This is a genomic window from Plantactinospora sp. CA-290183, assembly GCF_050936375.1.
GTDB lineage: Bacteria > Actinomycetota > Actinomycetes > Mycobacteriales > Micromonosporaceae > Plantactinospora.
In genome coordinates, this window is record NZ_JBNJMX010000003.1 from 324,629 (window position 1) to 338,654 (window position 14,026).

General features: G+C 71.5%; 11 protein-coding genes. 3 read left to right on the forward strand and 8 right to left on the reverse strand.

All coding sequences use genetic code 11. The features are described from left to right. The first annotated feature begins 322 nt into the window (after positions 1-322). The gene (locus ACQEUR_RS09600; protein WP_433028520.1) at positions 323-3,151 is read left to right on the forward strand and encodes an ATP-binding protein; all 2,829 of its coding nucleotides are present in this window, start codon (positions 323-325) and stop codon (positions 3,149-3,151) included. Between the two features lie 37 nt (positions 3,152-3,188). Here the strand turns inward: ACQEUR_RS09600 and ACQEUR_RS09605 are convergent, their stop codons facing one another. The 3 genes from ACQEUR_RS09605 to ACQEUR_RS09615 all read right to left on the reverse strand — a co-directional run bounded on the left by ACQEUR_RS09605 (position 3,189) and on the right by ACQEUR_RS09615 (position 5,490). Beyond that, positions 3,189-4,361 carry a Fic family protein gene (locus ACQEUR_RS09605; RefSeq protein ID WP_433028522.1) on the reverse strand — a complete coding sequence of 391 codons (1,173 nt, stop codon included), beginning with the start codon at positions 4,359-4,361 and terminating at the stop codon, positions 3,189-3,191. Between the two features lie 152 nt (positions 4,362-4,513). After that, on the reverse strand, positions 4,514-4,702 hold the full coding sequence (locus tag ACQEUR_RS09610; RefSeq protein WP_433028524.1) for a DUF397 domain-containing protein: 189 nt from the start codon (positions 4,700-4,702) through the stop codon (positions 4,514-4,516). After that, positions 4,693-5,490: a helix-turn-helix domain-containing protein gene (locus ACQEUR_RS09615; RefSeq protein ID WP_433028526.1), complete on the reverse strand. Its 798-nt coding sequence runs from the start codon at positions 5,488-5,490 to the stop codon at positions 4,693-4,695. Before ACQEUR_RS09615 ends, ACQEUR_RS09610 begins: the two co-directional genes overlap by 10 nt. 602 nt (positions 5,491-6,092) lie before the next feature. Between ACQEUR_RS09615 and ACQEUR_RS09620 the strand changes: the two genes are divergently transcribed. Then, positions 6,093-6,518: a hypothetical protein gene (locus ACQEUR_RS09620; protein ID WP_433028528.1), complete on the forward strand. Its 426-nt coding sequence runs from the start codon at positions 6,093-6,095 to the stop codon at positions 6,516-6,518. 90 nt (positions 6,519-6,608) lie between these two features. On the opposite strand, the gene ACQEUR_RS09625 is transcribed toward ACQEUR_RS09620, so the two are convergent. The 3 genes from ACQEUR_RS09625 to ACQEUR_RS09635 all read right to left on the reverse strand — a co-directional run bounded on the left by ACQEUR_RS09625 (position 6,609) and on the right by ACQEUR_RS09635 (position 9,506). After that, positions 6,609-7,160, reverse strand: coding sequence for a phospholipase (locus tag ACQEUR_RS09625; RefSeq protein WP_433028530.1), 552 nt, complete (start codon positions 7,158-7,160; stop codon positions 6,609-6,611). Positions 7,161-7,375: 215 nt separating this feature from the next. Further along, positions 7,376-9,025 carry a family 10 glycosylhydrolase gene (locus tag ACQEUR_RS09630; protein ID WP_433028532.1) on the reverse strand — a complete coding sequence of 550 codons (1,650 nt, stop codon included), beginning with the start codon at positions 9,023-9,025 and terminating at the stop codon, positions 7,376-7,378. Between the two features lie 217 nt (positions 9,026-9,242). Continuing rightward, on the reverse strand, positions 9,243-9,506 hold the full coding sequence (locus tag ACQEUR_RS09635) for a hypothetical protein (protein ID WP_433028534.1): 264 nt from the start codon (positions 9,504-9,506) through the stop codon (positions 9,243-9,245). Positions 9,507-9,772: 266 nt separating this feature from the next. On the opposite strand from ACQEUR_RS09635, the gene ACQEUR_RS09640 reads away from it, so the two are divergent. Beyond that, positions 9,773-10,798, forward strand: a complete 1,026-nt coding sequence (locus ACQEUR_RS09640; RefSeq protein WP_433028536.1) for a potassium channel family protein — start codon at positions 9,773-9,775, stop codon at positions 10,796-10,798. A 97-nt stretch (positions 10,799-10,895) separates the two neighbouring features. On the opposite strand, the gene ACQEUR_RS09645 is transcribed toward ACQEUR_RS09640, so the two are convergent. Both ACQEUR_RS09645 and ACQEUR_RS09650 read right to left on the reverse strand, forming a co-directional pair. Continuing rightward, a complete protein-coding gene (locus tag ACQEUR_RS09645) occupies positions 10,896-11,963 on the reverse strand; it encodes a 2-oxoacid:ferredoxin oxidoreductase subunit beta (protein ID WP_433028538.1) in 1,068 nt (355 codons plus the stop codon). Next, complete coding sequence (locus ACQEUR_RS09650) at positions 11,956-13,800, reverse strand: 2-oxoacid:acceptor oxidoreductase subunit alpha (protein WP_433028540.1); 1,845 nt, start codon at positions 13,798-13,800, stop codon at positions 11,956-11,958. Before ACQEUR_RS09650 ends, ACQEUR_RS09645 begins: the two co-directional genes overlap by 8 nt. Between the last annotated feature and the right edge of the window lie 226 nt (positions 13,801-14,026).

Genomic DNA, 14,026 nt, shown 5'->3' on the forward strand with positions numbered 1-14,026 from the left:
ACCCTCCGGCTGAGCGGACTCCCCGGCCCGACACCCTCCGGCTGATCGGGCTTCCCGAACCAGCCCGACGCTCGCCGGCTGTCGGCGCCTCCGGCCCGGCCGACGCCACCCCCATCCGGTCCGGCGGCGGTCCGGTCCCGGGTGGACCCGCTGGTCGCGGGCGGTCCCGGGGTTCCCTGCCCCCATTCCCCGGCGTCGGCTCCGGAGCGTAGTCGGGTGATAGCCCCTTGGGACGGGGGTGCCCCGTCCGTTCCTACGATGGGCCGACGCGTAAATATGCGGCAGCATGAACGCGACTTCCAGGGGGCGGGAGGTTCCACGCATGTCGTCACGGATCCACCTGCCGAGCGGGCTGGTGACGTTCATGTTCACCGATATCGAGGGCTCCACCCGGCTGGCTCAGATGCTCGGTGCGGGTTATCGACCGGTGCTCAGCGACCACCGGCGCCTGCTCCGGGCCACCCTGGCGGCGAGCGACGGCACCGAGCTGTTCACCGAGGGCGACTCGTTCTTCGTCGCGTTCGCCGACGCGTCGGCCGCCCTGGACGCCTGCCTGGCCGCGCAGCGCGCGCTGAACAGTCACGAGTGGCCGACGCCGGAGGCCACCCCCCGGGTACGGATGGGTCTGCACACCGGCCACGCGGAGCCGCTCGCCGGCGAGTACGCCAGCGCCGAGGTGCACCGGGCCGCCCGGATCGCCGCCGCCGCCCACGGCGGACAGGTGCTCTGCTCCGGGGCGACCGCCAAGTACGCCGCTCCGCTGCCCCCCGGCGCCTCCCTGCTCGATCTCGGCCTGCACCGGCTGCGCGGCTTCGACGACCGGGAGCGGCTCTTCCAGTTGGTCGCCCCCGGGCTGGAGCGGCAGTTCCCCCGGCCGCGCACCGCGGACGCCATCCCGCACAACCTGCCGACCCAGGTCACCTCGTTCGTCGGCCGGCGACTGGAGCGGGCCGAGCTGGACCGGCTGATCGAGGAGCACCGGCTGGTGACCGTGGTCGGTGCCGGCGGGGGCGGCAAGACCCGGCTGGCGGTCGAGCTGGCCGGCGGCGTGGTGGAGTCCTATCCGGACGGGGTCTGGTTCGTCGACATCGCCAGCGTCACCGACCCGGGGCTGGTCGCCTTCGCGGTGGCGGCGGTCCTCGGGCTCCGGCCGGAGCCGGGGCGGCCGATGCTGGAGACGCTGGTCGAGTTCGTGGCGTCCCGGCGGATGCTCGTCGTGCTGGACACCTGCGACGCGCAGCCGGGCGCCTGCGCGGAGGTGATCTCGCGGCTGCTGACCGGCGGCAGCGGCGTACGGGTGCTGGCCACCAGCCGGGAGTCGCTCGGCCTGCCGGGCGAGGTGATCTGGCGGATCCCACCCCTGTCGGTGGAACCGGTGCCGGGCGGCGGTCCGAGCGACGCCGTCGCGCTGCTGCTGGACCGCACCGCGGCGGCCCGGGGAGGCCGCCGGGCCAGCCCGGCGGAGTCGGCCGACCTGCAACGGGTGGTGACCCGGCTGGACGGGCTGCCGTTGGCGATCGAACTCGCCGCCGCCCGGCTCCGGGTGCTGTCGGCCAGCCAGCTCGCCGAGCGCCTCGACGACGTGCTCGGGGCGCTGGACGCCGGGCGGGACGACGTGGAGCCGGCCCCGGTCGTCGGCCGGCGGTGGATCGCCAACCAGCACGACACGGTCGACCTGGCCGCGGCGGCGCGCGGGCTGGCGCTCCCGGCAGGGGTACGGGCGGCGCAGCGCTCCGCCACCCAGCGGCACGTCACGATGCAGGCCACGGTCACCTGGTCGTACCGGACGCTCGGGCCCCGGGCGGCCCGGCTGCTGCGCTGGCTCGCGGTCTTCTCCGGCCCGGTCGACCTGACCACGGTGGAGTGGCTGCTCGACGACGACGCGCTCGACCCGCTCTCGGTGCTGGTCGACAAGTCGATGATCCAGGCCGAGCCGAACGTCTCCGGCAGCACCTACCGGATGCTGGACCCGATCCGGGCGTACGCGGCGCGGCGGCTGGTCGACGCCGGGGAGGAGCAGACCGCCCGGGACCGGCACGTCGCCTGGTCACTGCACGCGTTGCAGCGGGCGTACCTCGGCCCGGACGACCGGCCGGTCACCCTCAGCCTGTACGCCCTCGACCCGCTCGCCGACGAGCTGCGCGCCGCGCTGCGCTGGACGGCGACCGGGGGCAGCGCCCGGCACGGCCTGCAACTGGCCAGCGGGCTCGACGAGTGGTGGCGGGAGCGGGGGCTCGCCCGCGAGGGCCGGCTCTGGCTCTTCCGGCTCTACGGGCGGATCGCCGAGACCGGGGAGCGGATCCCCGAGGCGGAACTCGCGGCGGCGTACCACATGCACTCGCAGCATGCCGGCGCGGACGGTGAGTTCGCCGAGGAGCTGCGCTTCTCCCAGCGGGCCGAGTCGGCGGCCCGGCAGGCCGGCGACGCCGGCCTGCTCGCCCGGGTGCTGGCCGGACGGGCCGCGCCGCTGATGGACATGGGGCAGCTCGCCGAGGCGGAGCGGGTCTGCCGCGAGGTCATCGCCTGGGCCGAGGAGGAGGACGTGGCCGGCGACGCGCTGCTCGCCGTCTACAGCCTCGCCGAGCTGCTCTGGCGGCGGGGCGCGCTGGACGAGGCGGCCGAACTGCTCGGCGCGGCCCGGCCGGTGGAGGCGGCCCGGCCCACCGAGCGGGGCAAGCGCTCGGTCGACATGCTGCTCGGCATGGTGGCACTGGCCCGGGGCGACCTGGTCGCCGCGCACGACCACCTGGTCGTCGCGCTGCGCTCCCGGATGAGCTACGGCTTCCTGGCCCGCGCCTGCGACACGGTCAACGCGATCGCGGTGCGCTGCGCGGGCGGTGGGGACCCGAGGACCGCCGCCCGGCTCTTCGGCGCGGCCCAGCTCACCCGTTCGGCGATGCGCTGCACCCCGGGCACCTTCGGGGCGTACTGGCTACAGGAGCAGAGCGCGCTGCGGGCCCTGCTGGGCGATGCGGCCTTCGACGCCGCGTACGCGGCCGGGGCCGAGCTGAGCCTGGAGGAGGCGGCGGCGGTGGCCCTGGAGGTGGAGCACCCGGACCTGGCCGTCGACTCGATCCGGTTCGCCGGGGTGGAGAGTCCGGCTCAGCGCTCCGGGCCCCGGCACGCTCCGGAGAAATCCGAAAAGCAGTGAGGCCGGTGGGGGAGAGGCCGGTGGGGGGAGAGGCCGGTCAGGGCGACGAAAGTTCCACCGCGTCCGCCTCGCTCGCCACCACGGCCGGCAGGGCCGGGTACGGGTCCCGCAGGCGACGGCGTAGGGACTGGCGCCGACGCCTGACCTCAATCAGCGTCTCGCCGGCCACGTAGTGCCGCCCTCGGGTTTCGCCACGCCCATCGAGCAGGCCGACCTCGACCAGGCGGGCGAGGTCGCGGGTGGCGGTCCGCTGCTCGATGCCGGCGGCCTTGATGTAGCTCGATCTGCGCAGCCGGTAGCCGAGCACTGCCTCGTAGAGAAGGTCGGTGACCCGTTCTGGCAGGCGGTGGTTTGCCACCTGCTCGTCCAGCTCGCGCCAGATCGCCGCGGCTTCGTCCATTCGGCGCGCAACCGTCTGGGCCTGCATGTGGTGCGCGCGTAGGTTGAAGATCACCCACAGGTGGGCGCTCCGGTCGGGTTGCCAGTTCCCACGGCCGGTCGCGAGCAGGACCTGGTAGTAGGACTCGGTGTTGTGGCCGAGCCACTCTTCGATGCTGGAGAACTCCGGCTCGATGATGGCCTCTCGGGCGAGCGCGAGGGTTTGCAGGGCGCGGGCCATCCGTCCGTTCCCGTCGCGGAACGGGTGGATCATCGCGAGGTTCAGGTGGGCCATGGCGCCACGGATCAGGGGATCATGGCCTGAATCATCGCGCAGGCTGGTGGCGAGCTGTTCCATCAGCTCGGGTACGAGGTCGGCGTCGGGCCCTTCGTAGACCCGGGTGCCGGTGCGGTCGTCGTGCACGTAGATCGACCCGGTTCTGTACTGCCCGGGACTCTTCGAGAGGTCGTGCGCCAGCATCATGTAGTGCATGGCCCGTAGCACGGTGGTGTCGAATGTGAAGTGCTGGTCGGTGGCCATCTGGAGGACGTACCCGAGCGCCTGCCGGTAACCCCGGATCTCGGCGAACGTCCGCTCGTCGGCGCTCAGCGGCGCCTCGTCGTCCACCGCTGCGGCGGCGTCGTCCTCGGCCACCACGTAACCCTCGATGCTGTTCGAGCCCATGATCGCGCGGGCCAGCATCGTGCGCCGGAGGCCGCCCCGCCAGCGACGGGGAGCACGGAGTACGGCGGCCAGTTCGAGGCGCATCTGGTGGATCTCCGCGAGAACCTGCTTGTCCCGATCCGTCAGGTCGGGCGCTGTGAAGATCATGGCTGTGTCCCGATGTCTCTATGATTGAGACAAGTCTAGCCGGATGCGTGTCGTGATGGCGCAATAATAGAGACATTGCGACATGGTCGAACCGGACGAACGACGACGATGCCCCCGTACCCGGCGGGGTGGGGGCATCGATGGGGCTGTGGTCAGCGGTCCTTGGCGAGGGTGACGAACGCGCGCCAGGCGGCGGGGGCGAACGTCAGCGCGGGGCCGGTCGGGTCCTTGCTGTCCCGGACGCCGACCACGCCGGGCAGGTTGTCCGCGACCTCGACGCACGAACCGCCATTGCCGCCGGACCGGGTCGACTTGCGCCACTGGGCACCGGTTAGCTCCATGACTTCGCCACTTCCTTGATCAGCTCCAGCGACTGACGGAGCGGGAGGGCGTGGTTGCGCACGACTTCCCACGTCCTGGCCAGACTAGCAAGATCGACCGGATGGTCGACCCGCTGCGCCTTGAGCTGGTTGTCCGCATGCCCGAAGCGGCTCACGTCCGGCAGATCCGCGAGGATGAACTGGCCGGTGAGTCCGAGGTAGAGCCCGGTTGACGCCGGCACCACCTGCACCTGGACGTGCTCCAGTTCGGCCAGCGCGGCGATCTGCTCGACCTGCTCGCGCATCAACCCCGGTTGGTCCGGCACCGGCCGGCGCAGCACCGCCTCGTCGATCACCGCGATGAAGTGCGGCGGCCTCTCCCGGGTCAGGATCGCCTGCCGGGCCAGCCGCGAGGTGACGTGCTGATCGATCTCCTCGGCGGTGAACCGGCCGCCGGCCAGCGTCGCCCGGGCGTACGCCTCGGTCTGCAACAGCCCCGGGACGTACGCCGGTTCGAACCAGCGCAGCAGCACCGCCTGCCGTTCGATCTCGATCCAGTCCTGAAGCCAGATCGGCGCGGTGTCGAAGCCGGAGAGCTTGACCAACAACCGCGTGTATGTCCCGCCGGTGTTGAACGCCTTGTCGATGGCGGCGACGTAGTCCGCGGTCGGCGGCCGGTGTCGGGTCTCCACCGAGCTGACGTGCGTCGGCGAGAACCTGATCGCCCGCGCCCACTCCTCCTGCGTCAGCCCCCGGGACGTCCGTGCCTCGATCAACTCCTCGACCAGAAGATCCACCGCTGCGCCCATCTACGCAACCTCCACTCGAAATCCGGCGCCGACTACTCGGTCCACTCACGACTACGCGCAACCCGCCGCTGAGCTGCGCGAACGGGCAGCAGACCTATCGACCGTAGTCGCATCCACACCAGACTGTCACCGGCGGAACCGCTCGGGGTCGGACGAGGACGGGCGGAACCGCGCGGGGGCCGCCGGAGACGATTTCTCCCCTTCCCGAGGCGGCCCCCGCTTCCAGACCGCGACGGAGGTTGTGAGATGAGACGTACGCCGAATCGGCACCGCCGCGACTGGCGGCGGCTCTGGCGGTACTGCCGGTGCGGCCTCCGGTGGCGCTGCCCGGATGCCGCCGCCCCGGCGCCGTCGATGGCGTTTCCACCCCCCTCGGCGGCCCCGTCCGCTCGGGCGGTGGTGCAGGCGGGGCCGACGCTGGCGCGGTCGGCTCGCGGCTCGGTGGATCCGGAGCCGGTGGAGGATCCGGCGCCGGTCGAGCCTCGGGCGAACCGGATCCGGAGCCGCAACCAGCGTCGCGGCTGGGAGGTTCCCACCGGTCACCCGACCGGGCGGGCCGGTCAGCTGACCCCCGCCCAGGCCGATCGTGCCCGGGGCGCGCGGTGACCGACGCCCCGGCCGGCGGCGGTGCGCCAGGGGAACCGGGCCGGTGCCACCGGCCACACCTGCCGCAGCGGCCGATCTGGCTCTGCCGGTCCTGCGCGGCGGAGTGGCCGTGCCTCACCGCCCGCACGTTGCTGCCCATCGAGTACGTCGCCGACCCGACGGCACTGCACGTCTATCTCGCCACGATGCTCCAGGCGGCGATCGACGACCTGCACCGGCTCAACCCGGAACCCGGCCCCGACCCGCAGCGGCTCTACGCCCGCTTCCTGGGCTGGGTGAAGCCGCGCCTGGAGATCACCCGGAACCGGTTCGGGACCGGCGCCGACGGCAATCGGCGCCGGTCCCGAACCACCTGTGCGCCGCCGCCCGGCTGCGCGCTGGCCGGCGAGTGCCGGATGCTCCGCTGGCTGTCGGAGGGTTGATCCTTCAGCGCGCGGTCACCGCGCGGAGCTGTTAAGAAGGGGCCCTTCCTCTACCAAAAGCGATAACGGGGGGCCCTTCCTTACAGCTCCTTACGCCGCAGTCAGTGCTCGGCGGCGTTCGCCGTCGGCCTTGAGCGCCGCCGCCCGGTCCAGGTCGGCCTGGCTCACCGCGACGCTGCCGAAGATGTGTACGGCCTGGTAGTAGATCCACGCGAGGCTGTCGCAGGCCGGCCGGACGAACTCGTCGTAGGTGGCGCAGGAGCGCCGAAGGTCCTCGTAGAAGGCGCTGTCCAGCCGGGCCTTGTTCGGCTCGAAGAGCCCGACGGACTTGTAGTTGCGGTAGCCGAAGTCGTGCCGGTAGCAGGAGAGTTCGAAGCTGAAGCCGAGCGGGTTGTCCGGGCTCGACGAGCAGTAGTCGGTGCTCCAGTTGAAGTTGTAGTCGGCCCAGGCGCCCTGGTTGGTCCGGGCGGCGTTCCAGGCGTTGTAGCTGCCGGCGCTGGTCTGGGTCCAACTCGACAGGACGGAGAGCTTCTGTTGGGGGGTGACGGCGGCGGCCGGGCCGGTCAGGCCGAGGACGGCGACGAGGGTCAGGGCGGCGGATGCCAGGACGTTGACCGCCAGGGCGGTGCGACGACGAGCCACGACGTTCCTCCGGGTCGAGGGGGTGCCCCTGGTGGGGGCGATCCGAGGGCGGTTGTTACCGGTGGGTCACCGGGGGTGGGACCAGTCTCGGGGAATCGTCGCGGGCCGATCTCTACGTGCGCTTGAATTTTGCTGAAGGCCGCGCAAACAGGCGAATGCTCCGGGGTGCGGGTGCACCCCGGAGCATTCGTGGCGTCCGGTCGGAGCCGGTCCGGTCAGCGTACGAAGCGCGGCGGGCTGGGCAGGCTCTCGTTGGCCAGTCGGTCGAGCGCGCTCACCTGGTAGGTGTAGCGCCGGCCCGGCTCGGCGGTCGTGTCCAGGTAGGACTGGGTGCCGCCGCCGACCGCCCGTACGGTGCCGACCAGGTGCGCGGCGTCGGCGACGTCGCACGCGTTGGGCAGGTGCGTTCCGTCGAACCGGTAGACGGCGTACGAGGCGGCGCTGCCGAACGGCCCGATCCCGTCGGCCGGCTGCCGCCAGCTCAGCCGGATCCCGTCGGAGCGCCGGGAGGCCCCGGTCAGCACCGGGAACATCAGCGGTCGGGCCCGCAGGTGCGGCATGGTCGGCACCAGCGCCGGCCGGGAGTAGTGCGCGGCGGCGTAGACGTCGGTGGCGCCGAGCCGGTTGGCCCGGACCTGGACGGCGCTGAAGTGCACGTTGCCGGCGACCTCCGGGTGGTCCCGGTTGAGGGTCAGGTGCCGGGACATCTCGGCCGGGTCCTGCCACGGCGCCGGCTGGGCCGGGTCACCGATCTTGTAGTCGGCCTGTCCGACGTAGAGTTGCACCCGCGTGCCGGCGACCACGTCGGCCCACCAGGGCACCAGCTTGGCGTAGTCGGCGACGGCGAACCCGATGTTCCAGTAGATCTGCGGCACGATGTAGTCGATCCACTCCTCCTTGACCCACCTGCGGGTGTCGGCGAAGTTGGCGTCGTACGACTGGGTGCCGTTGGTCTCCGAGCCGAGTGGGTCGGCGGCGGCGTTCCGCCAGATGCCGAACGGGCTGACCCCGAACTTCACCCACGGCTTGGCCGCCTTGATCCGCTGACCCATCTCCTGGACGAGCAGGTCGATGTTGTGCCGCCGCCAGTCGGCCCGGCTGGCGAAGCCGGCGCCGTACTCCTCGAAGGTGGCCTGGTCGGCGAAGTCCTGCCCGGCCACCGGGTACGGGTAGAAGTAGTCGTCGAAGTGCACCCCGTCGATGTCGTACCGGGTGACCGCGTCCATCATGGCGGTCTGCACGAAGCGTCGTACCTCGGGAATGCCGGGGTTGTAGTAGAGCCGGGAGCCGGCCGCGTTGATCGGGTAGGCGACCGCCCAGTCCGGGTGCTGCCGCACCGGGTGGCCCGGAGCCAGCTTGTGCACGTCGGCGCCGGCGCCGTCCGGCATGGAGATCCGGTACGGGTTGAACCAGGCGTGGAACTCCAGGTTGCGCCTGTGCGCCTCCGCCACCAGGTAGGCCAGTGGGTCCCAGCCGGGGTCCTGCCCGCGCACCCCGGTCAGGTACTCCGACCACGGCTCGTGCGGGGACGGCCAGAAGGCGTCGGCGGTCGGCCGGACCTGCACCACCACCGCGTTGTGGTTGAGCCGCTCGGCCAGGTCGAGCCAGCCGGTGTACTCGGCCCGCTGCGCCGCGATCCGGTCCGGGGCCGTGTACGACGCCCTGGTCGGCCAGTCGATGTTGACCACGCTCGCGATCCACATCGCCCGGAACTGGCGTTTCGGGGTGGCGGGGTCGGGTTGGCAGGTGCTGGCGGCCGTCGGCGCGGTCGACGTACCCGGTGCCGCGCTGGCGCCGGTCGAGACGGCGAGCGAGCCGAGCAGCGCTATGGCCAGGCCGGCGGCGCTGAGCCGAGATGGCTTCATGCGGTGCGTCCCTTCGTTGGGCTCCCCGGGCGGGTGGGTCGGCGGACCGGTTGTCGGTGGTTTGTGCCGACGCCCATAAACCGCTGGTAGGAAATTTTCACACCCGCCGTGCCGCGCGCAAGCCCTCGACCACACCGACGCCACCCCGTGACCCCGCCGCCGGCGGTCCCCGCCCGGCTCCGGCGCCCGGTCCTCCCCCGGCCGGGCACCCCGGCCCTCAGTCGCCGTGTGGGGCGAACGCCTCCGTCCGGGGCCCGGCCAGGGCCGCCACCTTCACCAGCGCCTCCATCCGGCCGCTCGGCGTCCCGTCGGCATCGAGGGCCTCGCCGATCACCCAGAGCCACTCCTCTCGGTAGTAGTGCGAGAGGTCGTGCCGGACCTCCTCGACCCGGAGGCAGAGTGGGTGGCCGCCGTAGCGCCAGTCCTCGGTGCGAAGTTCGAGAACCGTCCCGGCGGGCAACTCGGGGACTGCGGGCAGCATGCTCACGGCACCTCCAGGTGAACGTGGGAGATGTGGTGGGCGCGGGGGAGGTTCATCGCCGATGGCCGCACCTGACGTGACAGCCTGGTTACCGCCGGCACCCAGCGCAATGCATTCAGGCAAAATTTCCCCCCCATGCATGGCAAGCCGGGCAGCCCGTGACAACACGTCCAACCGCCCGACCGGGGACCGAGGTCAACCCGGCGCGACGTTCCGGGCTATGTTGTGCACGTGCGGGCGGGGGCGAGAATGAGGCAGGCTCAGCGGTGATCCATTTTCCCCGCGTGTCCCGGGGGCCGCTGCGCGCGTTGAGCGTGCGGCTGCTCGCGGCTCTCGGCCTCGTGTTGTTGATCGTCGGCGTCGTCTACCTTGACCGGGACGGCTACCGGGACGTCAACGAGGACGGATTGACCCTGCTCGACTCCTTCTACTACTCGGTGGTCTCGCTCTCCACCACCGGATACGGCGACATCACGCCGGTGACCAGGGGGGCCCGGCTGATCAACGTCCTGGTGATCACGCCGGCGCGGGTGCTGTTCCTGATCATCCTGGTCGGTACCACCCTGGAAGTCCTGACCGAGCAGTACCGCACCAACCTCCGCTTGACGCGGTGGAGGAGGAAAGTGAAGGACCACGTCATCATCTGCGGCTACGGCACCAAGGGCCGCAGCGCCATCTCCGCACTGCTGGAGACGGGCTTCGACAAGCAGCGGATCCTCGTCGTCGAGCGCAATCCGAACGCCGTACGGCAGGCGACCTCCGCCGGACTGGTTGTGGTGGAGGGCTCCGCCACCCGGTCGGCCACGCTCAAAGAGGCCCACATACAGAGCGCGAAGTCGGTGATCATCGCGACCGACAGCGACGAGGTCTCCGTACTGGTCACGCTGACCGTACGTCAGCTCACCGCCGGCCAGGTCCGGATCATCGCCGCCGCCCGCGAGGCCGAGAACGCGCCGCTGCTGCGCCAGAGCGGTGCCCACCACGTCATCGTCTCCTCGGCGACCGCCGGACGGCTGCTCGGCGTCTCCACCTCGGCGCCGCCGCTCATCGACGTCGTCGAGGACCTGCTGACCCCGGGGCAGGGCATGGCGCTGGCCATGCGCTCGGCCAACCGGGACGAGGTGGGGCTCGCGCCGCGGACGCTCAAGACACTGGTGATCGCGCTGGTCCGCCGGGGCAAGGTGGTCTCGCTGGCGGAACACTCCGCGGGCGTCATCGAGACCGGCGACATGCTGGTGTACGTCCGCGACGACCGGCCCAGCTCCGGCGCCGCCGCCGAGCAGCACCGCTGACCCGATTCGGGGCGCAGCGCCGGCCGGGGCGCAACGGCGGCGAGACGGCGACGCCCGCCGGCGGTGGCCGACGGGCGTCCTCCGGATCGTCGCGGTGCTACAGGATGGTCCAGGTGTCGCCGCTGTTCAGCAGGCCGGCGAGCTGCTCCTCCGGCGTGCCGGTGGCCTTGGCCCGGGCGGCCTGGAGCTGCTCCTGCACCACTCCGTCGTAGGTCGGGCGGTCGACGTTGCGGAAGATCCCGATCGGGGTGTTGCGCAGGGCGAAACCGGGCAGCCGGGAGAGCGCGAAGGCGTACGCCGGCTCCGCCACGGTCGCGTCGTGCACGACGATCTCCCCGGCGGGCACGGTCGACGTCTCCCGCACCTCCAGACCGAAGCCGCCCGGCGGATGTACGACACAGAACTGGCCCTGCGAGCCGAACGTGATCGGCTGCCCGTGCTCCAGCCGGATCAGGTAGTCGTCCCGGGTGCCCGGCTCCTTCAACTCGTCGAACGCGCCGTCGTTGAAGATGTTGCAGTTCTGGTAGATCTCCACGAACGCCGAGCCCTGGTGCTCCGCGGCGGCCCGGAGCACCGACTGGAGGTGCTTGCGGTCCGAGTCGATGGTGCGGGCCACGAAGCTCGCCTCGGCGCCGAGCGCCAGCGACAGCGGGTTGAACGGCGAGTCGGCCGACCCGACCGGCGTCGACTTGGTGATCTTGCCGACCTCCGAGGTGGGCGAGTACTGCCCCTTGGTCAGGCCGTAGATCTGGTTGTTGAAGAGCAGGATCTTCAGGTTGACGTTGCGCCGCAGGGCGTGGATCAGGTGGTTGCCACCGATCGACAACGCGTCACCGTCACCGGTCACCACCCAGACCGAGAGGTCCGGCCGCGACACCGACAGCCCGGTGGCGATGGCCGGCGCGCGGCCGTGGATCGAGTGCAGCCCGTAGGTGTTCATGTAGTACGGGAAGCGGGACGAGCAGCCGATCCCAGAGACGAAGACGATCCGCTCCCGGGGAATCCGCAGCTCGGGCATGAACTGCTGCACCGCGGCCAGGATCGCGTAGTCGCCGCAGCCGGGACACCAGCGCACCTCCTGGTCGGACTTGAAGTCCTTCGCGGTGAGCTTGAGGGCCACCGGCGTCCCGTTCGCACCGCCGGCGGAATCCATCGCCTCAGGCATTCTTGACTACCTCTTCCAGCATGGTCTCCAGCTCGGCGGCGGTGAACGGCAGCCCGCGTACCTGGTTGTAGGGGATCGCGTCGACCAGGTAACGGGCCCGGATCACGTGGGCGAGCTGACCGAGGTTCATCTCCGGGATCACCACCCGCTCGTAGCGGCGCACCACCTCGCCGAGGTTGGCCGGCAGCGGAGCCAGGTGCCGCAGGTGCGCCTGGGCCACCGGCAGGCCGCGCTGGCGCAGCCCCCGGCAGGCCGCGCCGATCGGCCCGTACGTGGAGCCCCAGCCGAGCACCAGCACCCGGGCGTCGGAGTCCGGGTCCTCCACCTCGACGTCCGGCACCTGGATCGCCTCGATCCGCGCCGCCCGGGTCCGGACCATGAAGTCGTGGTTCGCCGGGTCGTACGAGATGTCACCGGTCTTGTCGGCCTTCTCCAGGCCGCCGATGCGGTGCTCCAGCCCCGGCGTGCCGGGGACCGCCCACGGCCGGGCGAGGGTGTCCGGATCCCGCAGGTAGGGCAGGAACGTGCCGTCCTCGCCGTTCGGCGCGGTGGCGAACTCCACCCGCAGGTCGGGCAGGGACGCGACGTCCGGCAGCAGCCACGGCTCCGAGCCGTTGGCCACGTAGTTGTCCGACAGCAGGATCACCGGGGTGCGGTGGGTCAGCGCGATCCGGGCCGCCTCCAACGCCGCGTGGAAGCAGTCCGACGGCGAGCGGGGCGCGATCACCGCCACCGGCGCCTCGCCGTGCCGGCCGAACAGCGCCATGTTGAGGTCGGCCTGCTCGGTCTTGGTCGGCATGCCGGTCGACGGGCCGGCCCGCTGCACGTCGACGATGACCAGCGGCAGCTCCAGCGCCACCGCCAGGGAGATCGTCTCGCCCTTCAGCGCCACCCCCGGACCGGAGGTGGTGGTCACGCCGAGCGCACCGCCGTACGAGGCGCCGAGTGCCGCCCCGATGGCCGCGATCTCGTCCTCGGCCTGCACCGTGGTGACACCGAACCGCTTGTGCTTGCTCAGCTCGTGCAGGATGTCGGAGGCCGGGGTGATCGGGTAGGCGCCCAGGAAGACCGGCAGCCCCGACCGCACGCCGGCGGCGACCAGGCCGAGCGAGAGCGCCGCGTTGCCGGTGATGTTGCGGTAGGTGCCCGGGTTCATCCGGGCCGGTTTGACCTCGTAGCGGACCGCGAAGTCCTCCGTGGTCTCGCCGAAGTTCCAGCCCGCCTTGAACGCCGCCGTGTTGGCCGCGACGAGTTCGGGCCGGGCCGCGAACTTGCGCTCCAGGAACCGGATCGTCGACGCGTACGGGCGCGAGTACATCCAGGAGAGCAGGCCGAGGGCGAACATGTTCTTCGCCCGCTCCGCGTCCTTCTTCGACACGTCGTGCGCGGCGAGCGCCCCGACGGTCATCGAGGTCAGCGCGACCGGGTGCAGGGCGTAGCCCTCCAGCGAGCCGTCATCGAGCGGGCTGACCTGGTAGCCCACCTTCGCCAGGTTGCGCCGGGTGAACTCGTCGGTGTTGACGATGATGTCGGCGCCGCGCGGCAGGTCGGCGACGTTGGCCTTGAGCGCGGCCGGGTTCATCGCGACCAGCACGTTGGGGGCGTCGCCGGGGGTCAGGATGTCGTAGTCCGCGAAATGCACCTGGAAGCTGGAGACGCCGGGTAGGGTCCCGGCGGGGGCGCGGATCTCGGCGGGGAAGTTGGGCAGGGTGGAGATGTCGTTACCCAGTTGGGCGGTTTCCGAGGTGAACCGGTCCCCGGTGAGCTGCATGCCGTCACCGGAGTCGCCAGCGAACCGGATGACCACCCGGTCCAGTTGACGGACCTGCTTGGTCACAGCGGCCCCCCGCTTCGCTCGGCCCGGGGGGACGGGCTGAGCTCGGGGGTGACCTCGCCTTGCTCGGCCACATGTCCTCCTTGAGCGCAGGTGGCGGGTCGGCGTGGTGGTGGGGCCCGCCCCGCTCCAATCTTTCACTTCAGAGCCTACGACGGTCGTTGGTGATCCTTGCCTAAGGTCCGTCGTATGGGACACGACGATGGGAGCATTAGCCCGCTTTTGTCCT

Excerpts from the sequence above, each read along its gene's own strand:
- ACQEUR_RS09600 (WP_433028520.1), top strand. The coding sequence starts at position 323 with ATGTCGTCACGGATCCACCTGCCGAGCGGGCTGGTGACGTTCATGTTC.
- ACQEUR_RS09605 (WP_433028522.1), bottom strand. The coding sequence starts at position 4,361 with ATGATCTTCACAGCGCCCGACCTGACGGATCGGGACAAGCAGGTTCTC.
- ACQEUR_RS09610 (WP_433028524.1), bottom strand. The coding sequence starts at position 4,702 with ATGGAGCTAACCGGTGCCCAGTGGCGCAAGTCGACCCGGTCCGGCGGC.
- ACQEUR_RS09615 (WP_433028526.1), bottom strand. The coding sequence starts at position 5,490 with ATGGGCGCAGCGGTGGATCTTCTGGTCGAGGAGTTGATCGAGGCACGG.
- ACQEUR_RS09630 (WP_433028532.1), bottom strand. The coding sequence starts at position 9,025 with ATGAAGCCATCTCGGCTCAGCGCCGCCGGCCTGGCCATAGCGCTGCTC.
- ACQEUR_RS09635 (WP_433028534.1), bottom strand. The coding sequence starts at position 9,506 with ATGCTGCCCGCAGTCCCCGAGTTGCCCGCCGGGACGGTTCTCGAACTT.
- ACQEUR_RS09645 (WP_433028538.1), bottom strand. The coding sequence starts at position 11,963 with ATGCCTGAGGCGATGGATTCCGCCGGCGGTGCGAACGGGACGCCGGTG.